Annotated in this window: 21 protein-coding genes; 16 read left to right on the plus strand and 5 right to left on the minus strand. The window is 57.9% G+C overall.

The genetic code is table 11. The features are described 5' to 3' along the window. Nucleotides 1–81 precede the first annotated feature (81 nt). From AC07N8_RS13100 to hemE, 11 genes are all read left to right on the plus strand, one after another. Nucleotides 82–1,146, plus strand: coding sequence for a pilus assembly protein PilM (locus tag AC07N8_RS13100; protein WP_493143930.1), 1,065 nt, complete (start codon nt 82–84; stop codon nt 1,144–1,146). Beyond that, the gene (locus AC07N8_RS13105; RefSeq protein ID WP_493143932.1) at nt 1,146–1,712 is read left to right on the plus strand and encodes a PilN domain-containing protein; all 567 of its coding nucleotides are present in this window, start codon (nt 1,146–1,148) and stop codon (nt 1,710–1,712) included. The genes AC07N8_RS13100 and AC07N8_RS13105 overlap by 1 nt, the downstream gene beginning before the upstream one ends. Continuing rightward, nucleotides 1,709–2,332, plus strand: a complete 624-nt coding sequence (pilO, locus tag AC07N8_RS13110) for a type 4a pilus biogenesis protein PilO (protein ID WP_493143934.1) — start codon at nt 1,709–1,711, stop codon at nt 2,330–2,332. The genes AC07N8_RS13105 and pilO overlap by 4 nt, the downstream gene beginning before the upstream one ends. Further along, entirely contained in the window at nt 2,329–2,856 is a 528-nt protein-coding gene (locus AC07N8_RS13115) for a pilus assembly protein PilP (RefSeq protein WP_483841003.1), read from the plus strand. Before pilO ends, AC07N8_RS13115 begins: the two co-directional genes overlap by 4 nt. 13 nt (nt 2,857–2,869) lie before the next feature. After that, entirely contained in the window at nt 2,870–4,936 is a 2,067-nt protein-coding gene (locus tag AC07N8_RS13120; RefSeq protein ID WP_483841004.1) for a type IV pilus secretin PilQ, read from the plus strand. A 4-nt stretch (nt 4,937–4,940) separates the two neighbouring features. Then, nucleotides 4,941–5,459: a shikimate kinase AroK gene (aroK, locus tag AC07N8_RS13125; protein WP_027922095.1), complete on the plus strand. Its 519-nt coding sequence runs from the start codon at nt 4,941–4,943 to the stop codon at nt 5,457–5,459. A gap of 150 nt (nt 5,460–5,609) precedes the next feature. After that, the gene (aroB, locus tag AC07N8_RS13130) at nt 5,610–6,710 is read left to right on the plus strand and encodes a 3-dehydroquinate synthase (protein WP_483841005.1); all 1,101 of its coding nucleotides are present in this window, start codon (nt 5,610–5,612) and stop codon (nt 6,708–6,710) included. 10 nt (nt 6,711–6,720) lie between these two features. Continuing rightward, a complete protein-coding gene (locus AC07N8_RS13135; RefSeq protein WP_310266645.1) occupies nt 6,721–8,313 on the plus strand; it encodes an SPOR domain-containing protein in 1,593 nt (530 codons plus the stop codon). A gap of 351 nt (nt 8,314–8,664) precedes the next feature. Further along, nucleotides 8,665–13,110 (plus strand): glutamate synthase large subunit, encoded by a 4,446-nt coding sequence (gene gltB, locus AC07N8_RS13140; protein WP_493143937.1) that lies wholly within the window; start codon nt 8,665–8,667, stop codon nt 13,108–13,110. Between the two features lie 33 nt (nt 13,111–13,143). Continuing rightward, complete coding sequence (locus AC07N8_RS13145; protein ID WP_493143939.1) at nt 13,144–14,562, plus strand: FAD-dependent oxidoreductase; 1,419 nt, start codon at nt 13,144–13,146, stop codon at nt 14,560–14,562. A gap of 253 nt (nt 14,563–14,815) precedes the next feature. Continuing rightward, nucleotides 14,816–15,883, plus strand: a complete 1,068-nt coding sequence (gene hemE / locus AC07N8_RS13150; RefSeq protein ID WP_046031163.1) for a uroporphyrinogen decarboxylase — start codon at nt 14,816–14,818, stop codon at nt 15,881–15,883. A gap of 148 nt (nt 15,884–16,031) precedes the next feature. Here hemE and AC07N8_RS13155 read toward each other — a convergent pair whose 3' ends face one another. Continuing rightward, nucleotides 16,032–17,306 (minus strand): MFS transporter, encoded by a 1,275-nt coding sequence (locus AC07N8_RS13155; RefSeq protein ID WP_483841008.1) that lies wholly within the window; start codon nt 17,304–17,306, stop codon nt 16,032–16,034. Between the two features lie 119 nt (nt 17,307–17,425). On the opposite strand from AC07N8_RS13155, the gene AC07N8_RS13160 reads away from it, so the two are divergent. From AC07N8_RS13160 to AC07N8_RS13170, 3 genes are all read left to right on the plus strand, one after another. Next, complete coding sequence (locus AC07N8_RS13160) at nt 17,426–18,322, plus strand: LysR family transcriptional regulator (RefSeq protein WP_483841009.1); 897 nt, start codon at nt 17,426–17,428, stop codon at nt 18,320–18,322. Between the two features lie 86 nt (nt 18,323–18,408). Then, nucleotides 18,409–18,792: a type II toxin-antitoxin system PemK/MazF family toxin gene (locus AC07N8_RS13165; RefSeq protein WP_493143942.1), complete on the plus strand. Its 384-nt coding sequence runs from the start codon at nt 18,409–18,411 to the stop codon at nt 18,790–18,792. 396 nt (nt 18,793–19,188) lie between these two features. Next, nucleotides 19,189–19,632: a DUF2846 domain-containing protein gene (locus AC07N8_RS13170; RefSeq protein ID WP_046031158.1), complete on the plus strand. Its 444-nt coding sequence runs from the start codon at nt 19,189–19,191 to the stop codon at nt 19,630–19,632. 81 nt (nt 19,633–19,713) lie between these two features. Here AC07N8_RS13170 and AC07N8_RS13175 read toward each other — a convergent pair whose 3' ends face one another. Continuing rightward, complete coding sequence (locus tag AC07N8_RS13175) at nt 19,714–20,004, minus strand: hypothetical protein (RefSeq protein ID WP_460163243.1); 291 nt, start codon at nt 20,002–20,004, stop codon at nt 19,714–19,716. A gap of 37 nt (nt 20,005–20,041) precedes the next feature. After that, complete coding sequence (locus tag AC07N8_RS13180; RefSeq protein ID WP_493143947.1) at nt 20,042–20,425, minus strand: DUF6124 family protein; 384 nt, start codon at nt 20,423–20,425, stop codon at nt 20,042–20,044. 380 nt (nt 20,426–20,805) lie between these two features. On the opposite strand from AC07N8_RS13180, the gene AC07N8_RS13185 reads away from it, so the two are divergent. Further along, nucleotides 20,806–21,402 (plus strand): helix-turn-helix transcriptional regulator, encoded by a 597-nt coding sequence (locus AC07N8_RS13185; protein ID WP_493143948.1) that lies wholly within the window; start codon nt 20,806–20,808, stop codon nt 21,400–21,402. After that, a complete protein-coding gene (locus tag AC07N8_RS13190; protein ID WP_493143950.1) occupies nt 21,395–22,258 on the plus strand; it encodes a queuosine precursor transporter in 864 nt (287 codons plus the stop codon). Before AC07N8_RS13185 ends, AC07N8_RS13190 begins: the two co-directional genes overlap by 8 nt. Nucleotides 22,259–22,298: 40 nt before the next feature. On the opposite strand, the gene queC is transcribed toward AC07N8_RS13190, so the two are convergent. Beyond that, nucleotides 22,299–23,000 carry a 7-cyano-7-deazaguanine synthase QueC gene (gene queC / locus AC07N8_RS13195; RefSeq protein ID WP_493143952.1) on the minus strand — a complete coding sequence of 234 codons (702 nt, stop codon included), beginning with the start codon at nt 22,998–23,000 and terminating at the stop codon, nt 22,299–22,301. Nucleotides 23,001–23,160: 160 nt separating this feature from the next. Next, entirely contained in the window at nt 23,161–23,952 is a 792-nt protein-coding gene (locus tag AC07N8_RS13200) for a hypothetical protein (RefSeq protein ID WP_493143953.1), read from the minus strand. Nucleotides 23,953–23,978 lie beyond the last annotated feature (26 nt).

Below are 23,978 nucleotides of genomic sequence, written 5' to 3' on the forward strand. Positions count from 1 at the left end.
CGCTTCTGTCAAGACGGGAGGTAATGAACGCAACGGATATTACAGAGTCCGTAAGACACGGATAGTCATAGGGAATGGGTAGTGCTAGGACTCTTCAATAAAAAAGCCAACGCGCTGTTGGGGATAGACATCAGTTCCACGTCGGTAAAGCTTCTGGAACTGAGTCGTCAGGGTGACCGTTATCGGGTCGAGGCCTACGCAGTAGAGCCGTTACCGGCCAATGCGGTAGTCGAAAAAAACATCGCTGAGCTCGAGGGTGTCGGGCAGGCGCTCTCTCGTGTGCTGCTCAAGGCCAGAACCAGCCTCAAGAGCGTGGCGGTGGCAGTGGCCGGCTCGGCGGTGATCACCAAGACCATCGAGATGGACGGCGGTCTTTCCGACGACGAGATGGAAAACCAGCTCAAGATCGAAGCCGATCAGTACATTCCCTATCCTTTGGATGAAGTCGCCATCGACTTCGAAGTCCAGGGCGTGTCCGCGCGTAACCCGGAGCGGGTCAATGTGCTGCTGGCGGCCTGTCGCAAGGAAAATGTCGAAGTCCGTGAAGCGGCCCTCGCCCTGGCCGGCCTGACCGCGCGTGTGGTCGATGTCGAGGCTTACGCGCTGGAACGCTCCTTCGGCTTGCTCTCGACACAACTGGCCGCCTCCCAGGAGCGCCTGACGGTCGCGGTGGTGGACATTGGCGCGACCATGACCACCCTCAGCGTGCTGCACAACGGCAAGATCATCTACACCCGCGAGCAACTGTTCGGCGGTCGGCAACTGACCGAAGAAATTCAGCGGCGCTATGGCCTGACGGTCGAACAGGCCGGGCTGGCGAAGAAGCAGGGCGGTTTGCCCGACGACTACGTCAGCGAAGTCCTGCAGCCGTTTCGCGAGGCGCTGGTGCAACAGGTTTCGCGCTCGTTGCAGTTCTTCTTTGCCTCTGGCCAGTACAACGCGGTCGATCACATTCTGCTGGCCGGTGGCACGGCGTCGGTGTCGGGGCTGGACCGGTTGATCGAACAGCGGCTGGGCACGCCGACCCAAGTGGCCAACCCGTTCTCCAACATGGCGCTGAGCAGCAAGGTCAACGCCGGCGCCCTGGCCAGCGATGCGCCGGCCTTGATGATTGCGTGCGGGCTCGCCCTCAGGAGTTTCGACTGATGGCGCGGATCAACCTTTTACCCTGGCGTGAAGAGCTGCGGGAAGAACGCCGCAAACGCTTCTTGCTGGCGTTGGTCGGCGTGCTGCTGTGTTCTGTGGGGGGCGTACTGATCGCGGATCAGCTCATCAGCGGCGCCATCGATCGGCAGGCTGCCCGTAACGCCTACATCGGCAAGCAGATCGCCGTGGTCGACGAGCGGATCGCCCAGATCAGTGAGCTGAAAGCCCGTCGCCAGCAACTGGTCGAGCGCATGCGCATTATCCAGGACCTGCAAGGCAACCGGCCGATCAGCGGCCGGATCTTCGATCAACTGGCGCGCACGTTGCCGGACGGCGTGTATTTCACCGAAGTGAAAATGGTCGGCAAAACCTTGTCCATCACTGGAGCGGCGGAGTCGAACAATCGCGTGTCGGACCTGATGCGCAATCTGGATGCGTCCGACTGGTTCGATGCTCCGAGCCTTACCGAGGTCAAGGCGACGACCGCTGGCCAACTGGACCAGGCCAATGTCTTTCAACTGACCGTTCGTCAGACACAACCCGCTGCCGTGGAGGACGATAAATGAGTCCGTCCCAATGGCTGGAAGGGTTGCGCAATGTTGATCTGGGCGATCTGGACACCAACAACATGGGTTCCTGGCCGCCAGCGATCAAGGCTGTGGTGGGGGGGCTGCTGATGCTGCTGGTGTTGGCGCTGGGGTACACCTTTTACCTCAGTGACCTCGAAGACCAGCTCAACCTCAAGCGCGAGGAAGAGTCGACCCTCAAGGAGCAGTTCGCGACCAAAGCCCACATGGCGGCGAATCTGGAGCTGTACACCCAGCAAATGAAGGAGATGGAAACCTCCTTTGGCGTGCTGCTGCGGCAATTGCCCAGCGACACCGAGGTTCCCGGTCTGCTGGAGGACATTACCCGCACGGGCCTCGGCAGCGGGCTGGAGTTTGAAGAGATCAAACTGCTGCCGGAAGTCACCCAGCAGTTCTACATCGAATTGCCGATCCAGATCACGGTGACTGGCGCCTATCACGACCTGGCGACCTTCGTCAGTGGTGTGGCCGGCCTGCCCCGGATCGTGACACTGCATGATTTCGACATTGCGCCCGCCAGCCCTGAAGGCGGACCGAAGTTGCGCATGAGCATCCTTGCCAAGACCTATCGCTACAACGGTAGCGGGGCGCAGAAATGAGCCCGCTTCGTTGTGTATCGATGGTGGTGTTGTTCGCCAGCTTGACCGCGTGCGGCAGCGACAACGACGTCGGTGACCTGGATGCCTACATGAACGAGGTGCGCCTGCGGGCCCCGGGCAAAATTGAACCAACGCCGACGTTTCGGTCTTACCCAACGTTCACCTACAACGCCGTCAACCTGCGCAGCCCGTTTTCCCGGCAGGTCAGAGTGGATCTTGCGGGCCAGAAGCGTGGCTCGCGCAACGTCAAACCCGACCTCAATCGGGTCAAGCAGTACCTCGAAGGATTCAACATCGAGCAGTTTGAAATGGTCGGCACGATCTCCAATGCCTCCGGCTCCTTCGCGCTGTTGCGCGGGGCCGGCGGGGTGCATCGGCTGAAAGTCGGTGATTACCTGGGGCGTAACGATGGCCGGATCGTCGCCATCAGCGGCTCGCAAGTCGATGTGGTCGAAATCGTTCCCGATGGCGAGGGTGCCTGGCTGGAGCGGCCACGGACCCTTCCTTTGAAAGAGCACTCATAGTGGAACTCGAATAATGAACAGGACTTTCTCAACCCTCGGCATTTCGCTATGGATAGCGTTGGTGTCTCCGATGGTGCTGGCGGCCAACCTCAAAGCGCTGGATGTTGCCGCGCTGCCGGGTGATCGCGTCGAGTTGAAGTTGTCTTTCGATGGGCCGCCACCGGTGCCCGACGGTTACACCACCGAACAGCCGGCGCGGATTGCGCTGGACCTGCCCGGCGTGGTCAGTCAGTTGAAGAGCAAGACTCGCGACCTGGGAGGCGGCAATGCCCGCAGTGCCACAGTGGTCGAGGCCAACGACCGCACGCGGCTGATCATTAACCTGACGCAGTTGACTCCGTATAACGCGAGGGTCGAAGGCAACAACCTGTTGGTGGTGGTCGGGCAGGGGGCCAACAGCAAGGCCTCGAAACCGGCGCCTCGCGCTGCGGTTGCAACACCGGCGCCGGCTAAAAACTACGCCCCTTCGAGCAAGTCCATTCGCGGCGTCGACTTCCAGCGCGGCACCCAGGGCGAAGGCAACGTGGTCATCGACCTGTCGGATCCTTCCATCGCACCGGACATCCAGGAACACGAAGGCAAGATCATCCTCGGTTTCGCCAGGACCCAATTGCCCGAAAAGTTGCGCGTGCGCCTCGACGTCAAGGATTTCGCCACCCCGGTGCAATTCGTCAACGCCGTCGCCACCGGTGACCGGGCAACCATCACCATCGAGCCCGGCGGCGCCTTCGACTATTCGACCTATCAGACCGACAACAAGCTGACCGTCAGTATCCGACCGATGACGGTCGACGATCTGCAAAAGCGCAACGCAGAGCGCTTCGCCTACACCGGCGAAAAACTCTCGCTGAATTTCCAGGACATCGACGTGCGCTCGGTGCTGCAACTGATCGCCGATTTCACCAACCTCAATCTGGTGGCCAGCGACACCGTGCAGGGCGGCATCACGTTGCGGTTGCAGAACGTGCCGTGGGATCAGGCGCTGGACCTGGTGCTGAAAACCAAGGGCCTGGACAAACGCAAGATCGGCAACGTGCTGTTGGTGGCGCCGGCCGATGAAATCGCTGCCCGGGAACGCCAGGAACTGGAATCGCAGAAGCAGATCTCCGAACTGGCACCACTGCGGCGCGAACTGTTGCAGGTCAACTACGCCAAGGCTGCGGACATTGCCAAGCTGTTCACTTCAGTGACCAGCGCCGAGGCGAAAGCCGACGAGCGGGGGTCGATCACGGTGGATGATCGTACCAACAACATCATTGCCTACCAGACTCAGGATCGCCTCGATGAGCTTCGGCGCATTGTCACGCAACTGGACATCCCGGTTCGCCAGGTGATGATCGAAGCGCGAATCGTCGAAGCCAACGTCGACTACGACAAAAGCCTCGGCGTGCGCTGGGGCGGTTCGGTGCGCAACAAGGGCAACTGGAATACGTCCGGGGCCAGCGATGGGAGGACCATCGGCACACCGGAAAGCACCAGTACCAACTCGTCGTTTGTCGACATGGGCGCAGCGGGCAGCACCTCGGGCATCGGCATCGCCTTCATCACCGACAACGTGTTGCTGGATCTGGAACTGACGGCGATGGAGAAAACCGGCAACGGCGAAATCGTCTCGCAGCCCAAGGTGGTCACGTCCGACAAGGAAACCGCAAAGATTCTCAAGGGCACGGAGATTCCCTACCAGGAAGCCAGTTCCAGTGGCGCGACGTCGGTGTCTTTCAAGGAAGCCTCGCTGTCGCTGGAAGTGACACCGCAGATCACCCCGGACAACCGGATCATCATGGAGGTCAAGGTCACCAAGGACGAACCGGACTACCTGAACAAGGTGCAGGATGTGCCGCCGATCAAGAAAAACGAGGTCAATGCCAAGGTCCTGGTCAACGATGGCGAGACCATCGTCATTGGCGGGGTTTTCTCAAATACTCAGAGCAAGGTTGTAGATAAGGTGCCATTTCTCGGCGATGTGCCGTATCTTGGCCGCCTTTTCCGGCGTGACGTGGTTTCGGAGAAAAAATCCGAGCTGCTGGTATTTCTCACTCCGCGTATCATGAACAACCAGGCGATTGCTGTGAGTCATTGATTCTGTGCGAAATTTGATTCTTGTTGGACCGATGGGCGCTGGTAAAAGCACCATCGGCCGGTTGCTGGCCAAAGAGCTGCGCCTGCCGTTCAAAGATTCCGATAAGGAAATTGAATTGCGCACGGGCGCCAATATCCCGTGGATTTTCGATAAAGAAGGCGAACCGGGCTTTCGTGACCGCGAGCAGGCGATGATTGCCGAGCTGTGTGGCTGCGATGGCGTGGTGTTGGCGACCGGTGGCGGCGCAGTCATGCGCGAAGCCAATCGTCGGGCACTGCATGCCGGTGGTCGGGTGGTCTACTTGCATGCTTCTGTCGAGCAACAAGTGGGCCGAACTGCCCGTGACCGCAATCGACCCCTGTTGCGCACCGCCGATCCGGCCAAGACCCTGCGGGATCTATTGGCGATCCGCGATCCGCTGTATCGGGAAATCGCCGACCTGGTGGTTGAAACCGATGAGCGGCCGCCGCGAATGGTAGTGCTCGACATCCTCGAACGCTTGCAGCAGCTACCGCCCCGTTAATGCGCAGCGCGAAATGCGCTATCCTCGGCGTCCGGTCATGACCGCTCAAGGTTATGGCAGATGGCTACCGAACGACGTCACACCAGCAGACGCCGTGGACATTCGATAACTCAAGGCAGGACGCCTGATTCATCTTCACTGTGGGGACACATGCAGACACTCAAGGTCGATCTAGGCGAGCGCAGCTACCCGATTCACATTGGCGAAGGTTTGTTGGATCAGCCTGAGCTGCTGGCCCCGCATATTCGCGGACGGCAAGTAGCGATCATCTCCAACGAGACCGTTGCACCGCTCTACCTCGAACGTCTGACCCGCAGCCTGGCGCAGTTCTCGGTGATTTCCGTGGTGTTGCCTGACGGCGAGGCCTTCAAGACCTGGGAAACCCTGCAACTGATTTTCGACGGCCTGCTGACCGCACGGCACGACCGCCGCACCACCGTGATCGCCCTCGGTGGCGGCGTGATTGGTGACATGGCCGGTTTTGCCGCCGCTTGCTACCAGCGCGGCGTTGATTTCATTCAAGTGCCGACCACGTTGCTGTCGCAAGTCGACTCTTCGGTGGGCGGCAAGACCGGTATCAACCATCCGATGGGCAAGAACATGGTCGGCGCGTTCTATCAGCCGAACGTGGTGCTGATCGATACCGCGACCCTCAATACCTTGCCGGCCCGCGAACTGTCCGCTGGCCTGGCTGAAGTCATCAAGTACGGACTGATCTGCGACGAGCCGTTTCTGACCTGGCTCGAAGAGAACGTTGATCGCCTGCGCGCCCTGGACCAGGTCGCCCTGACCTACGCCATCGAACGCTCCTGCGCCGCCAAGGCTGCAGTGGTCGGCGCCGACGAAAAAGAGACCGGTGTACGTGCCACATTGAACCTCGGTCATACGTTCGGCCACGCCATCGAAACCCACATGGGCTATGGTGTCTGGCTTCATGGTGAAGCGGTTGCTGCTGGCACCGTAATGGCTTTGGAGATGTCGGCGCGCCTGGGCTGGATCAGCGAGCAAGAGCGTGATCGCGGTATTCGCCTGTTCCAGCGTGCCGGCCTGCCAGTCATCCCGCCTGAAGAGATGACCGAAGCCGATTTCCTTGAACACATGGCAATTGACAAGAAAGTGATCGACGGTCGTTTGCGCCTGGTGCTGCTGCGCCACATGGGCGAAGCGGTGGTGACCGACGATTATCCAAAAGAGATTTTACAGGCCACGCTGGGAGCGGATTACCGCGCCCTGGCTCAGCTGAAAGGTTAATAAGATCCCGATGACTAGTTTGCATGCCGACGAGGCTTTCCTCGGCCATTACCAGTTAAGTCATGACCCTTTTGCTCCACGGGTACCTGGCTTCAAATTTTTCCCGGCCCAGCGCAAACCGGTGCTGGGGCAACTGCATCACCTGGCGCGCTATAGCCAGTTGTTGCTGGTGGTCACGGGCCCGCAAGGCAGTGGCAAGACCCTGTTGCGCCAGGCTCTGGTGGCCAGCACCAACAAGCAGTCGGTGCAGAGCGTGGTGGTATCCGCTCGCGGCGCGGGCGATTCGGCCGGCATCTTGCGCCAGGTCGCTCAATCGCTGAACGTCGAACAGGCTGAGATCGGCGCGATTCTGGCGCAAGTGGTGCAACTCGCGCTGACCGGTCAGGAAGTCTATTTGCTGGTGGATGACGCCGAGCAACTCGACGAGTCCGCGCTGGAAGCCCTGATGGCCCTGGCGGCCGGCGCACCGGAAGGTCGTCCGCACGTGTTCCTGTTTGGCGAGTCGTCGCTGATCGCTCAGCTTGAGGCGCTGAGCCTTGAGGAAGAGCGCTTCCACGTGATCGAACTGCAGCCTTACACCGAAGAAGAAACCCGCGAATATCTGGATCAGCGCCTCGAAGGCGCCGGTCGGGGTATCGAACTTTTCACCGCGGATCAGATCTCTGATATTCACGAAAGCTCCGACGGCTGGCCTGGCAACATCAACCAGGTCGCCCGCGATGCAATGATCGAAGCCATGATTGCCAGCCGCTCAGCGGTGAAGCGTCCAAGTATGGGGTTTAACATGCCGAAGAAACACGTATTGGCGATTTCCGCCGTAGTCGTGGTCGCGGTAGCCGCCGCCTGGTTGATGCCGGGTCGCAGCAAAGCACCGACCACCGGCGCACCTGCCAATGAACAGGCACAACTGCCGCTCGGCCAGGGTTCGCCACAGCCTAACGGCGGTGCACCCTCCGTCGAATTCGCCGGCAACTCGCAGCCGATGCCATTGCCGTTGGTCGGCAATTCGCAACCGGTCATGCGCGGTCCGTTGGCTGAAGCGGCCGGTGGCATCACCGAAGGCGACGATGGCGTGCCGGTCGAGGGTTCCAGCGCGACACCGCCAACCGTGACCACCGTCGCACCGCCTGCCGGCATTCAGCCAGGCCCTGCGCCGACGCCAGCCGCTAAACCGGTTCCAGCACCGACTCAGGTAGCCACCGCCAAGCCTGCCCCGGCTGCGCCTGCCGTGAAGCCGGCTCCCGCGCCAGCCAAGCCAGCCGCTGTGGCTGCTGCCAAGCCTGCCGAGAAGCCAGCGCCTGCCGCCAAGGCCGCTGGCGGCACGTGGTACGCCGGTCAACCGACCAGCAACTACGTGGTGCAGATCCTCGGTACCAGCTCCGAAACGACTGCACAAAACTTCGTGAAAGAGCAGGGCGGCGAGTACCGTTATTTCAAGAAAGTCCTCAACGGCAAGCCGCTTTACGTCATCACCTACGGTAACTTCGCCAACCGCGATGCAGCCGTTACCGCCATCAAGGCCTTGCCAGCGAAGGTTCAGGCTGGTAAACCTTGGCCTCGCACTGTCGCCAGCGTCCAACAGGAACTGGCAACAACTCGCTGAAGATTCGGCGGCCTTACCCAGGCCGCCTCTCCCGGCACCTCAAAATTTCTACAAGTGCATGCCGCCTCTACAGGCCGCGTGCCTTGTGGTGTCTGCGTCACAGTAGTCTTTGAGTCGTTGCAGTCAAAATTAAAAAAAGTTTTGACTAGCACAGCAGATCGCTTTAAACCTTTCACAAATGCGACATAGATTTGCGACAGTTCGTCGTCAAATTTGTGAGCGTAAGTGTCGGTGTGTACAATGACCTCCCTTTTGCCCCCGCAAAGCCGGCATACGTTCGGCGCGGAAGGTAACTGATTGAATTGAAAAGAAATTTGCCTCGACAAGGGGCAGCCTGGTGAGAAAGTGTCTATGAAAGCAGGTCTGTACCAACCAGATGAATTCAAGGATAACTGCGGTTTCGGCCTGATAGCCCATATGCAGGGCGAGCCCAGTCATACCCTTTTGCAAACGGCCATCGAGGCCCTGACCTGCATGACCCACCGCGGTGGGATTAATGCCGACGGCAAGACCGGTGACGGTTGCGGTCTGCTGATTCAAAAGCCGGACGTGTTCCTGCGTGCCATCGCCCAGGAAACCTTCGGCGTCGCACTGCCCAAGCAATATGCCGTGGGCATGGTCTTCTTCAACCAGGACCTGGTGAAAGCCGAAGCCGCTCGCGAGAACATGAACCGCGAAATCCTGGCGGCCGGCCTGACCCTCGTCGGCTGGCGCAAAGTGCCGATCGACACCAGCGTCCTCGGCCGTCTGGCCCTTGAGCGCCTGCCGCAGATCGAACAAGTGTTCATCGGCGGTGAAGGCCTGAGCGATCAGGACATGGCCGTCAAACTGTTCACGTCCCGTCGTCGCTCGTCCGTGGCCAACGCCGCCGATGCCGACCACTACGTCTGCAGCTTTTCGCACAAGACCATCATTTATAAAGGCCTGATGATGCCGGCGGACTTGACCGCCTTCTATCCAGACCTGAGCGATGAGCGCCTGCAAACCTCGATTTGCGTGTTCCATCAGCGCTTCTCCACCAACACCCTGCCGAAATGGCCGCTGGCCCAACCGTTCCGCTTCCTGGCGCACAACGGCGAGATCAACACCATCACCGGCAACCGCAACTGGGCCGTGGCCCGTCGCACCAAGTTCACCAACGATCTGATGGATCTGGAAGAGCTTGGCCCGCTGGTCAACCGCGTTGGTTCCGACTCTTCGAGCATGGACAACATGCTCGAGCTGATGGTGACCGGTGGCATCGACCTGTTCCGTGGCGTGCGGATGATCATTCCGCCTGCGTGGCAGAACGTCGAAACCATGGACCCGGACCTGCGTGCGTTCTACGAATACAACTCGATGCACATGGAACCGTGGGACGGCCCGGCCGGCGTGGTAATGACCGATGGTCGCTACGCGGTGTGCCTGCTCGACCGTAACGGTCTGCGCCCGGCGCGTTGGGTCACCACCAAAAACGGTTTCATTACCCTGGCCTCCGAAATCGGTGTCTGGAACTACCAGCCTGAAGACGTGATCGCCAAGGGCCGCGTTGGCCCGGGCCAGATCTTTGCCGTGGACACCGAAACCGGTCAGATCCTCGACACCGATGCCATCGACAACCGCTTGAAGTCCCGCCATCCGTACAAGCAATGGCTGCGCAAGAATGCCCTGCGCATCCAGGCGACCATGGAAGACAACGACCACGGTTCGGCGTTCTACGACGTCGATCAGCTCAAGCAATACATGAAGATGTACCAGGTCACTTTTGAAGAACGTGATCAGGTGCTGCGTCCGCTCGGCGAGCAAGGCTACGAAGCCGTCGGCTCGATGGGCGACGATACGCCGATGGCCGTGCTGTCCCAGCGCGTGCGCACGCCGTACGACTATTTCCGCCAGCAGTTCGCGCAGGTCACCAACCCGCCGATCGACCCGCTGCGTGAAGCCATCGTCATGTCGCTGGAGATCTGCCTCGGTGCCGAGCGCAACATCTTCCAGGAGTCGCCGGAGCACGCCTCGCGCGTGATCCTCAGCTCGCCGGTCATTTCCCCGGCCAAGTGGCGTTCGCTGATGAACCTCGATCGTCCGGGCTTCGAGCGCGCGATCATCGATCTGAACTACGACGAAAGCGTCGGCCTCGAAGCGGCAATCCGCAACGTCGCCGATCAGGCTGAAGAAGCCGTGCGCGCCGGTCGTACCCAGGTTGTGTTGAGTGACCGTCACATTGCCCCGGGCAAGTTGCCGATCCACGCTTCGCTCGCCACCGGCGCGGTACACCACCGCCTGACCGAAAAAGGCCTGCGTTGCGACTCCAACATCCTCGTGGAAACCGCGACCGCTCGCGACCCGCATCACTTCGCCGTGTTGATCGGTTTCGGCGCCTCCGCCGTTTATCCGTTCCTGGCTTACGAAGTGCTGGGCGACCTGATCCGTACCGGTGAAGTGCTGGGCGACCTCTATGAGGTGTTCAAGAACTACCGCAAAGGCATCACCAAAGGCCTGCTGAAAATCCTGTCGAAGATGGGCATTTCGACCATCACGTCGTACCGTGGTGCGCAGTTGTTCGAAGCCATCGGCCTGTCCGAAGAAGTTTGCGAGCTGAGCTTCCGTGGTGTGCCTAGCCGCATCAAGGGCGCGCGTTTCGTCGACATCGAAGCCGAGCAGAAAGCCCTCGCCGCCGAAGCCTGGAGCCCGCGCAAGCCGATCCAGCAAGGCGGCCTGCTGAAGTTCGTCCACGGTGGCGAATATCACGCCTACAACCCGGATGTGGTCAACACCCTGCAAGCCGCTGTGCAGCAGGGCGACTACAGCAAGTTCAAGGAATACACGGCGCTGGTGGACAACCGTCCGGTGTCGATGATCCGCGACATGTTCAAGGTGAAGACCCTGGACACGCCGCTGGACATCAGCGAAATCGAACCGCTGGAATCGGTGCTCAAGCGCTTTGACTCCGCCGGTATCTCGCTGGGCGCCCTGTCGCCGGAAGCCCACGAAGCCTTGGCCGAAGCCATGAACCGCCTCGGCGCGCGTTCCAACTCCGGCGAAGGCGGCGAAGACCCGGCGCGTTACGGCACCATCAAGAGCTCGAAAATCAAGCAGGTTGCGACTGGCCGCTTTGGTGTGACTCCGGAATACCTGGTCAACGCTGAAGTGCTGCAGATCAAAGTCGCTCAGGGCGCCAAGCCCGGCGAAGGTGGTCAACTGCCAGGTGGCAAGGTCAACGGTCTGATCGCCAAGCTGCGTTACGCAGTGCCGGGCGTGACCCTGATTTCGCCGCCACCGCACCACGACATCTATTCGATCGAAGACTTGTCGCAGCTGATCTTCGACCTGAAACAAGTCAACCCGAAGGCCCTGGTCTCGGTGAAGCTGGTAGCAGAAGCGGGCGTCGGCACCATCGCCGCCGGTGTGGCCAAAGCCTATGCAGACTTGATCACCATCTCCGGCTACGACGGCGGCACCGGCGCATCGCCGCTGACCTCGATCAAATACGCGGGCGCTCCGTGGGAGCTCGGCCTGGCCGAAACCCACCAGACTCTGCGCGGCAACGACCTGCGCGGCAAAGTGCGGGTACAAACCGACGGCGGCCTGAAAACCGGCCTCGACGTGATCAAGGCTGCGATCCTCGGCGCTGAAAGCTTCGGCTTCGGCACCGCGCCAATGATCGCGCTGGGCTGCAAATACCTGCGTATCTGCCACCTGAACAACTGCGCCACCGGCGTCGCGACTCAGAACGAGAAGCTGCGCAAGGATCACTACATCGGGACCGTCGACATGGTGGTGAATTTCTTCACCTACGTCGCCGAAGAAACCCGTGAGTGGCTGGCCAAGCTGGGCGTGCGCTCCCTCGAAGAGCTGATCGGTCGTACCGATCTGCTGGAAGTCCTCGAAGGCCAGACCGCCAAGCAGCAACACCTGGACCTGACGCCGTTGCTGGGCAGCGATCACATTCCGGCAGACAAGCCTCAATTCTGCCAGGTGGACCGCAACCCGCCGTTTGACAAAGGCCTGCTGGCCGAGAAAATGGTCGACCTGGCCACCTCGGCCATCAACGACATGAGCGGCGCCGATTTCGCCCTGGACATCTGCAACTGCGACCGTTCGATCGGCGCTCGGATCTCCGGTGAAATCGCGCGCAAGCACGGCAACCAAGGCATGGCGAATGCGCCGATCACCTTCCGCTTCAAAGGGACGGCCGGTCAGAGCTTCGGTGTGTGGAACGCCGGCGGCCTGAACATGTACCTGGAAGGCGACGCCAACGACTACGTCGGCAAAGGCATGACCGGCGGCAAACTGGTCATCGTTCCGCCGAAGGGCAGCGTCTACAAGACTCAGGACAGTGCCATCATCGGCAACACCTGCCTGTACGGCGCCACGGGCGGCAAGCTGTTCGCCGCCGGCACCGCGGGCGAGCGTTTTGCCGTGCGTAACTCCGGTGCCCACACGGTTGTGGAAGGCACTGGCGATCACTGCTGCGAGTACATGACCGGTGGTTTCGTCTGTGTATTGGGCAAGACCGGTTACAACTTCGGCTCAGGCATGACCGGCGGTTTCGCCTACGTGCTCGACCAGGACAACACCTTCGTTGACCGGGTCAACCACGAACTGGTGGAAATCCAGCGGATCAGCGGTGAGGCGATGGAAGCCTATCGCAGCCACTTGCAACGCGTGCTGAACGAATACGTCGAGGAAACCGACAGCGAATGGGGTCGTAACCTCGCTGAAAACCTCGATGACTATCTGCGTCGTTTCTGGCTGGTCAAGCCCAAGGCTGCCAACCTGAAATCGTTGCTTTCCAGCACCCGTGCCAACCCGCAGTGATATGCGCCTGAAGAGTTTGATGAGGTTTTAACAATGGCTGAACGTCTGAATAACGACTTCCAGTTCATCGATGTCGGGCGCAAAGATCCGAAGAAGAAACTGTTGCGTCAACGCAAAAAAGAGTTCGTGGAGATCTACGAACCCTTCAAACCCCAGCATTCGGCCGATCAGGCCCACCGCTGCCTGGGTTGCGGTAACCCGTATTGCGAATGGAAGTGCCCGGTGCACAACTTCATTCCGAACTGGCTGAAGCTGGTGGCCGAGGGCAACATCCTCCAGGCCGCCGAGCTGTCGCACCAAACCAACACCCTGCCGGAAGTGTGCGGCCGGGTGTGCCCGCAGGATCGTCTGTGCGAAGGTGCCTGCACCCTCAACGACGGCTTCGGCGCGGTGACTATCGGTTCGGTCGAGAAGTACATCACCGACACCGCGTTCGCCATGGGCTGGCGTCCGGACATGTCCAAGGTCAAGCCGACCGGCAAGCGTGTCGCGATCATCGGTGCCGGCCCGGCTGGCCTGGGCTGTGCCGACGTGCTGGTACGTGGCGGCGTGTCCCCGGTGGTGTTCGACAAGAACCCGGAAATCGGTGGCTTGCTGACCTTCGGCATCCCCGAGTTCAAGCTGGAAAAGACCGTGCTGAGCAATCGTCGCGAAGTCTTCACCGGCATGGGCATCGAGTTCCGCCTGAACACCGAAGTGGGCAAGGACGTGACCGTCGAGCAACTGCTCGAAGAATACGATGCCGTGTTCATGGGCATGGGCACCTACACCTACATGAAGGGCGGCTTTGCCGGTGAGGACCTGCCGGGCGTGCACGACGCGCTCGACTTCCTGATCGCCAACGTCAACCGCAACCTGGGCTTTGAAAAGTCGCCGGAAGATTTCGTCGACATGAAAGGCAAGAAGGTCGTGGTACTCGGCGGTGGCGACACGGCGATGGACTGCAACCGTACTTCGATTCGCCAGGGCGCCAAGTCGGTGACCTGTGCGTACCGTCGTGACGAAGCGAACATGCCGGGCTCGCGTAAGGAAGTGAAAAACGCCAAGGAAGAAGGGGTGAAATTCCTCTACAACCGCCAGCCAATTGCGATCGTCGGTGAAGACCGCGTCGAAGGCGTGAAAGTGGTCGAGACCCGTCTCGGCGCACCGGACGCCCGTGGCCGTCGCAGCCCTGAGCCGATCCCGGGCTCCGAAGAGATCATCCCGGCCGACGCCGTGGTCATCGCCTTCGGCTTCCGTCCAAGCCCGGCGCCGTGGTTCGAACAGTTCGACATCCAGACCGACAGCCAGGGCCGCGTTGTGGCTCCGGAACAAGGCAAGTTCAAGCACCAGACCAGCAACCCGAAAATCTTCGCCGGTGGCGACATGGTTCGCGGTTCTGACCTGGTGGTGACGGCGATCTTCGAAGGCCGCAATGCGGCTGAAGGGATCCTGGATTACCTGGAGGTCTGATCGCTTTCCAACATTGGAATGCGATCAAAATGTGGGAGCGAGCCTGCTCGCGAAAGCGGTGGATCAGCCAACAGAGATGTTGACTGCGAAGCCCTCTTCGCGAGCAGGCTCGCTCCCACATTGGTTTCAGGGTGTTGCTAAATGGCGCATTCCCCCGCGACAAATTGACCCGATAGACAAAAGGCTGACCTGCAACCGTGCCTTTTGCGTCGCGCTCTGAGAAAATGCCCGCACTTTTTTTCCGGATGCCGACATGACTGCCCTGAAGAACGACCGTTTCCTTCGCGCCCTGCTCAAGCAACCCGTAGACGTCACCCCTGTGTGGATGATGCGTCAGGCCGGTCGCTACCTGCCTGAATACCGCGCCAGCCGTGCCAAGGCCGGTGACTTCATGAGCCTGTGCATGAACCCGGAGTTCGCTTGCGAAGTCACGATGCAACCGCTCGACCGCTATCCGCAACTGGACGCAGCGATCCTGTTCTCCGACATCCTGACCATCCCGGATGCCATGGGCCAGGGCCTGTACTTCGAAACCGGTGAAGGCCCGCGCTTCAAGAAAGTCGTCAGCACCATGGCCGACATCGAAGCGCTGCCGATTCCTGATCCGCACAAAGACCTCGGCTACGTCATGGACGCAGTCAGCACCATCCGCCGCGAACTGAACGGCCGCGTGCCACTGATCGGCTTTGCCGGCAGCCCATGGACCCTGGCCACCTACATGGTCGAAGGCGGCTCGTCGAAAGACTACCGCAAGACCAAAACCATGCTCTACGACAACCCGCAAGCCTTGCACCTGCTGCTGGACAAGCTCGCGCAGACGGTCACCAGCTACCTTAACGGCCAGATTATGGCCGGCGCGCAAGCGGTGCAGATCTTCGACAGCTGGGGTGGCAGCCTCTCGGCGGCGGCGTACCAGGAATTCTCCCTGGCCTACATGAAGAAAATCGTCAGCGGCCTGATCCGCGAGCACGAAGGCCGCAAAGTGCCGGTCATCCTGTTCACCAAGAACGGTGGCCTGTGGCTGGAAAGTATCGCCGACGCTGGCGCTGATGCATTGGGCCTGGACTGGACCTGCGACATCGGCAGTGCCCGCGATCGCGTCGGCAGCAAAGTTGCGCTGCAAGGCAACATGGACCCGACCGTGTTGTACGCCAAACCGGAAGCCATCCGCACCGAAGTCGGCCGCATTCTCGCCAGCTACGGCAAAGGCAGCGGCCACGTGTTCAACCTGGGTCATGGCATCACCCCGGAAGTCGATCCGGAACATGCTGGCGCCTTCCTGCGCGCGGTTCATGAGTTGTCGGCGCAGTATCACGAGTGATCGTGAACTGATAAAACGCTAGGCTTTTCTGTGGGAGCGAGCCTGCTCGCGAAGGCGGTCTGTCAGCCAACGACTCTGTTGGATGTGCCGGCCCCTTCGCGAGCAAACTCGCTCCCACAGTTGTTCATGGCTGACTGGATATTTGTGTTTAAGCCTTTACACCGCCCAACGGCGGCAACTTCGCAAGCTTCAACGCCACCAGCAACGCAATCACCAGCAACGCGCCAATAAACAGCCCAATCCCGTTCCACCCGCCCAAGTGCCAGAACACCCCGCCCGCCGTCCCGGCAATGCTCGATCCGGCGTAATAGCTGAACAGGTACAACGATGAAGCCTGCCCCTTGGCCTTGATCGCCCGGCGGCCGATCCAGCTGCTGGCCACGGAGTGCGCGGCAAAGAAGCCGAAAGTAAAGATCAACATGCCGATGATCACCACCGGCAGTGGCGTGAACATGGTCAGGGCCAGGCCGGCGAGCATCAGCACAATCGTCGCCCAGAGCACTTTACGGCGCCCCAGCTTGTCAGCCAGCGAACCGATCTTCGCCGAGCTGTAGATCCCCGACAGGTACACCACCGAGAGCAGTCCGACGAAGGCTTGTTCCATGTGATACGGCTCGGCCAGCAAGCGGTAACCGATGTAGTTGAACAGCGTGACGAACGCGCCCATCAGCACAAAGGCTTCAAGGAACAACAGCGGTAAACCGGCATCGCGAAAGTGCATGGTGAAGCCGTCGAGCAAGCTGCGCGGGTGCAGCGAGCGGGCGCGGAAGTTGCGCGACTCCGGAAGGATTTTCCAGAACACCGCTGCGGCGATCAGGGCCAGGCCGCCGATCACCAGCATCGCCGTGTGCCAGCTGACGAAGTCGATCAGCACGCCGGTGATCAAGCGTCCGCACATCCCGCCAATCGCGTTGCCGCCGATGTACAAACCCATGGCCAGGCCGATGTGCTGTGGGTGGATCTCTTCGCTCAGGTACGTCATGGCGACCGCTGCCAGGCCGCTCAACGACAAGCCGATCAGTGCGCGCATGATCAACACGCCTTCCCAGCTCGGCATCATCGCGCTGGCCATGGTGCACAGCGCGGCGGCGAACAATGCGGCAACCATCACCGGTTTGCGGCCGACCCTGTCGGAAATCGGGCCGGTGATCAGCAGGCCAATGGCGAGCATGCCGGTCGCCACCGACAGGATCAGGCTGCTCTGCGCCGCGTTGATCGAGTATTCGTGGGACAGTAACGGCATCATCGGTTGTACGCAGTAGAGCAACGCGAAGGTCGCGAAGCCGCCGGAGAACAGCGCCAGCACCGTGCGCATGAACATCGGCGTGCCTTTTTCGATGTAAATTTCCTTCAGCTCGGCGACGACATCGTCCGCCGCAGCAGGCGGAACTTCATGGGCGAGTGGAGCGACAGCAGTTTTCACGATGGACCTCGGAGGGGCGCAGCCTGGCAGGCAATGAAAAAATCATATAGCTGCCTAATGATTCAATCCAATATATTGTTCGACCTGTTTGAGAGCTTTTACGACCTAATGGGGTTTTCATGGAATTGCGTCACCTGCGCTACTTCATCGCCGTCGCCGAAGAACTGCACTTCGGCCGCGCCGCTCAGGTGCTAGGCATCTCTCAGCCGCCGCTAAGCCAACAGATTCAGGCACTGGAGGCCGAGGTGGGCGCACGCTTGTTCGAGCGAACCAATCGTCGGGTCGAACTCAGCGAAGCCGGTCGCTTGTTTCTGCAAGAGGCGCGATTGGTGCTGGCGCAAGTCGACAAAGCTGCCGACGTGGCGCGCCGTGCGCAACTGGGTGAGCTCGGTGAATTGAAGATCGGCTTCACGTCCTCGGCACCGTTCAACTCGACCATTCCCCAAGCAATTTTTTCGTTCCGCCAGCGCTTCCCGGCGGTGCACCTGAATTTGCGGGAGATGAGCAGCACCCAGGTCGCCGACGCGCTGGTCGACGAGTCGATCGAGGTCGGCATCATGCGGCCGCTGGGGTTGCCGGACTCGCTCAGCGTCGTGGAGCTGATGCGCGAACCACTGGTGGCGGTGCTCAGCTCCAAGCATCCCTTGGTCAACGACAGTGAAGACGGACTGTTCCTGTCGGCGCTGGCTCTTGAACCTTTCGTGTTCTTCCCTCGCAGCTACGGCAGCGGTCTCTACGCACAATTGCTCAGCCTGGCCCGCGATGCCGGTTTCAGTCCGCACTTTGCGCAAGAGGCGGGCGAGGCGATGACCATTATCGGGTTGGTCGCGGCGGGGTTGGGCGTGTCGGTGCTGCCGGCGTCGTATCAGCGGATGCGCATCGATGGCGTGGTATATCGACCATTGCTGGACCCGGCGGCGGTGTCAGCGGTGTGGCTGGTGCAGCGCAAGGATCAGAAGTCGCCGATGGCCAAGGCGTTTGTTGAGTTGTTGACGCGTAAGGTTGAAGGGGCTTGAGAGCAAAGACATTTCGCGTAACGGATCCGCTTTAGGGATTCACCCGGTTATTGAGCAGAATCGATTTCTTTCGATGAGTGCCAAGGATGCCGCTTCTATATCAACCCAAGGAAGGTAGCGTATTGATTTGTGATTTCAGGGGGTACGAAGTTCCCGAAATGATCAAGGTCAGGCCCGTTGTTGTGATACGCAAACACAAGTCCAACAGCATGCTGGTGACGGTTGTGCCGCTAAGTACCACCGCCCCTGATCGCATACTTGATCACCATCTGGAGCTGCAAAGTCATCTCCAGGGTGCCAGTGCGGTTTGCTGGGCGAAATGCGATATGGTTGCGACAGTAAGCCTCTCCAGACTGGACCGGATCAGAAGTCGAGACCGTCAAGGGAAGCGTATTTATGTTATTTCACAACTGGAAACAGATGAGTTTTACTCGATCAAAGTCGCGGTACGCAGTGCTTTGGGCGTGTGATGGCATCGAAAGTGGCGCAGTCAGGCGAATGGCCAGTCGTTGCCCTGAGTTCTGTTTCGCGCAATACTCGCCCCGTTCCCGAAAGGGGCTTGTGAGACTCTGAGGATCCTGGGCAACCAGCCATCGCAGAGCCAGACAGGTACAGGGCGATGACAAGCCGGCCTGTTTGTGAAGGGGCGCCGAAAGGCGCCCTTTGTCGTTTTAGCCTGTCCTGCCTCCGTCAAACAGTACCCGATCCCTACGCAGTACCATTTCGAACCCTAATGCTTTTAGCATTTCTGGTGGTGCGCAAAATCACGCCTTGGGGCTTGCCATGTTTTTTTGATACATCCCTTCGCCTTTTTTCTGATCAGCCGATAACTGTTTCGGACTCGTCACAAACAATGGAGATACAGGATGTTCAAGCAGCTAACCCTCACCGCTTTGCTGGCCGTGGCCGCACTCACCGGTGGTTGTGCTTCGGTAAAGATGGCGGATGACACTCAGGACGCTCAAGCGAAGACCTTCCAGGTCGCCCCGGACAAAGCCAATATTTACGTCTATCGCAACGAGAGCATGGGCGCCGGGGTGAAAATGCCGGTGACGCTCAACGGTAAACCGGTCGGCCAGACCGTCGCCAAGTCGTACCTGATGTTGGCCGTTCCGGCCGGTCAGCAGACTCTGGTGTCCTCGGCGGAAAACGATTCCGAACTGAAACTCACCGCAGAAGCCGGCAAAAACTACTTTGTCTGGCAGGAAGTGAAAGTGGGCTTCATCAAGGCACGCAACAGCCTGCAAGTGGTTGATGACCACACCGGTCGTGCTGGCGTTGCTGAAAGCAAGTTGATCCAGGCTCAGTAAGTGTTGGAACGGCCTCTGCGCCAAGCGCCGGGGCCGTTTTCACACGTGTTGGAAACCCGTCCGTCCACACCGCTAACGCCGTTACGACTCGGCCGGCGCTGGTCTTGATTTGCTGTGCTGCGCCGAAACTTGCTCCTGCAATCGTCGCCCGACGACATCCAGCAAATCACAACCATCACGCAATGACGTCACCAACACCCGCGCCAGCTCACTGTAAACGCCCTCACCAAACGCAAAACTCTCAAGCAGCTGAGTCGCAGTGCGGATGCGGTAAGCCGCTGTTTCGTGCAACACGTCCAGCGGTGCTTCGGTGTCGATCACCAGCGAAGCGATGGTGCAATCGATACCTGTGATAGGCATGTATCTATCCATGACAAAAAACCTCCATTGCGTAAGAGAGCGCGATTACTTATTGGTGACTGTTGGATGACGCCATAGACAACCCGCTGGGAGGGTCAAGAATATCCAGGGCCCGGTTGACCATCAGCTCGGCCAGCACGACCAGTTGCTGAATGGCCAATGCCTCGTTGCGGAGCGAGCCTTCGAGCTCGCAGGCGAGGTCAGTGGTCATCACATTCAGCGAGGCAAGGGTTTCAGTGGCGTGACAGAGCAAGGACTCCGTATCGACGTTCGGGTTGATGCTGAACACATGGCTGACGGGGTCGGGGCGGTTTGGATTGCGCAGGCGGGCGCTGACGGTGCGCTCGGTGTTTTCGGAGAGTTTGGCTAGATCGGGGGTGTCAGCTTCTTTCTGGTCTGGCGATTGCGGACGATCGGGATTGATTTTTTTCATTGTGGAACTCCCTTGTTTTTAAAAAGAACAGCGGTATCCCTTCCAGCTATTCATGATTGATCGGCAGCGATATATGGGCTGGCGATACCGATAGATTTATAACTAAAAACGTCCTATTTATTATTCAAATAAGTGAACATTTGTGTAATTAAATGATTCGTTAGAAACGTCTGTAAGTAAGTTCATTTTGTTCTGTGGGATTCGTCTACTGCACAGCGTGTGGAAGTAAACGTCGAAATAAACGCTATTTTATGAATGTATAATCAGTCTGGATGCGTCTGCTTGTGCGTCAAGCAGGCGACCGAATGATAATCACAAAAGCAAATAGACATACTTGCTAGAAGTGATCGAATTTATTGCGGGTGGCTGGAAGATATTTAATGCATAAGATAGAGAAGACGGAAAACTTAAAGAAAAACATTAAATACCTTATTAAAAGTCGAGGAGAAACACAGATATCGTTGTGTAACTCGGTTGGGTTGACCAGGACTACTATTTACAACATTCTGGAGGGGCGGGTTGTTAATGTTCAGCAGTCTACCATTCGTAAAATTTCTGATTTTTTTGGTGTGTCCTATAAGGAAATAGAAACGGTAAATTTTGAAGAGATGGAAGTGATAGAAAGTAGCGTTTCTTTGCTGGGTAATATGAATCCTGCAGCGGTTCCTGTAATTAAAGAAAGTTTGCTTGTGCAAAGTCTTGATAAGAGGATTGGTGAGTTGGTAGTAACCCATCCTTTGACCTATTTTTTCGGTACAGCCTGCAATTTAATTGGTGTTCTTCTAGAAGGCGAAATCAGCGGCGTGAATGAGTCGGGGGACTTATTGATAGTGAAGAAAGGTTTTTCTAGTGGCGACAAAGAAAAACTTGCATATGACAAAATAACAAAGAATCTATTTATTACCAGAGAGCCTTGCTGTTGTTCTGATGATGTTCTTGTAATAGGAGAGATAGTGGAGGAAAGGTTCAATGGATAACCATTTGGAAAACAGTAGCTACAAATTACTAGGATTTGAAAATAGTAAAGGCCTTGCCGTTATCATGATCGTTTCAACGGGGAAGGTCATAAAAATCAAGCTGGATGATTTATTGAAAAGTGATGTAGTGGATAATTTAAGCAGAGCAGAAATAAAGTCTGTGTACAGGAAGTTTTATTCAGGTGGTGCGGCATTGACAGCGTACGAAATAAATGATCGACAAGAGAAGTCGTGGATGACTTATGTCGCTCTTAATTTGTTGCTTTTTGCTCTGTATATCTTCACGAATGTTGCCGCAACGAAGCTGGTATACATACAGTGGCTTGATATCGTTGTCACTCCAGGGGTTTTTATTTATCCGTTAACGTTTTTAATAGTTGATATGTTGAATGAGTTTTATGGGCTTAGGCTTGCGAGGAAAGCCATATTTTTTGCTTTTGCGAGTAATGCTTTGATTACTGTTTTGTTAAGCACTACCAGCTTTCTTCCGGGTTTGTCAGGCTGGAAACTTGATGAACCATATAGCGAGGTCATGACTCATGTGTCGTCTGTGTTGGTGGCGTCTTCCATTTCCTTTATTTTTTCTGAATATGTAAATTCTTACTTGTTGAATAAAATAAAGCAGCTTACAAGCTCTAGGTTTTTATTCTTGCGGGTTTTCTTAAGTACGTTTTTTGCGGTGATAATAGACAGTTTTATTTTTTGTTTTATAGCATTTTACGGAGCAATGACTAATGCCGAAATACTTAATATCGTTTATGTCCAGATTGCTATAAAAATGTGTTTCGCGGTCTTTAATATTTTGCCAGCCTATGGAGCAAGATCCCTATTTAAAAGGTATGTGGTTAACGTCTGAGACTTGAAAAAGGGGAAGTGCCACGGCTTCCCCTGGACGTTTACCATTTGATCTTTTGTTTGTTTTCCAGGCTTTCCAATATCTTAGCCTTGTTCTCCAAAAACTCATTCAGCCCTTTCGCTCGAAGATTGCACGCGTCGCAATTCGCGCATCCAGTGCCAATTATTCCGTTGTAGCAGGTCAGTGTCTGGTGCTGAATCAATTCAAGCTTTCCATGCTGCTCCGCGAGAGCCCATGTTTCCGCCTTGTTCAACCACATGAGCGGCGTTTCAATGCGCAGCTTGTAGTCCATGCCCAGTTCAATGGCTATATGTAGAGCCCTGACAAATTCGTCGCGGCAATCCGGGTAGCCAGAGAAATCCGTCTCGCAAACACCTGTGATGACGGCCTCGGCCCGAACTTGATAGGCATAAATAGAGGCCAAGGTTAAAAACAGAATATTTCTACCGGGTACGAAAGTGCTTGGCAGGCTATCTCCAGAACTACCCACGCCAGGTACTGGAATGTTGTCACGCGTCAAACTACTGATAGCCAGTTCATTCAACAAGGTAGTGTCCAGCACCTTGTGCACGGTCACGCCAAGCTCTTTCGACAGCTGCTGCGCGACCTCGATTTCTGCGCGGTGGCGCTGGCCATAGTCGAACGTAATGCAGTGGATTTCATCGTAGCGCGGCAACGCGTGGATCAAGCAGGTGGTGGAGTCCTGCCCACCGCTGAAAACGATAACGGCTTTTGTAGTCATGGTTCGTTCATCCTTGTGATGCCCCGACATATCACGGGGCATTGAACCTAGCGCAAAGCCTCAATTCTGGTTGTCGGACGTTTCCGAAATGATGTATTCCGGCTTCCCTTTATTTCATTCCTATTCTCGGAATGGAGGTGTGTTGAGCCCTTTCTCCACCTCACTCAACCCGCACCAACTCCCCACGCAACGCCACCCCAGACACTTCAACCTTCGGCAAACACTGATAGCTCCCGCTGTCGCTCCTCAAATCGCGTTTGCCAGCCCCTGCAATATTAATCACCGCATTGGCCCCGGCCTTTTTCGCCTTGCTCTGCAACGTCGCCAGTGTCGATTGCAGTGCCCGGAAGCAGGCGTCTTCGTCCGAGACTTCTTCGTTCCGGGTAATTCGGCTGCTGCTCACCGCGCTCAGTTTGCTGACGTTGGCCGGCAGCGCTTCTCCGGCCAGGTAGAACTTGACGCTGCCGTCCAGCAAGCCGATTTCGGTGGCGCGTTTCACGCCTTCACGGAAGTTCTGGAAGGTGGGTTCGTAGGCATTTTGCAGGGCGACGAGCTGGTCGCGGTCCGGGTCGGTGGCCAGTTGCTGGATCACGTCATCACGCAGATAGCCGATCCAGCGGTTGTAGGTTCCGTGGATCCGGCCGTCCTTGTAATTCAGCCCACGGCTGTCGCGGTAATCGATTTCAAATGAATTCGATGTGTAAGGAATGTCGATTTCGGCGTGGTGTTCGCCGCGCACGGTGATGGCCGCTTTGATCAGGCCGGGCTGCGCCGACTGCACGGTCCATTCGCGTTCAATCAGCGAGGTGACGATAGCGCGGCTCATCCGGTCGTTGGTGAGGTCCTTGTCGGCCGGAAAGGTTTCCTTGGCGGTGTACACCGGGTTACCGGTGCAACCGCTCAGCGCAGCGGCCACGGTGAACAACGCGCCGATGCGCTGATACAGAGTCATTCCTTTTACTCCAAACGTAGTTCAGG

It is taken from the genome of Pseudomonas sp. GW821-FHT10C09 (genome assembly GCF_059415465.1).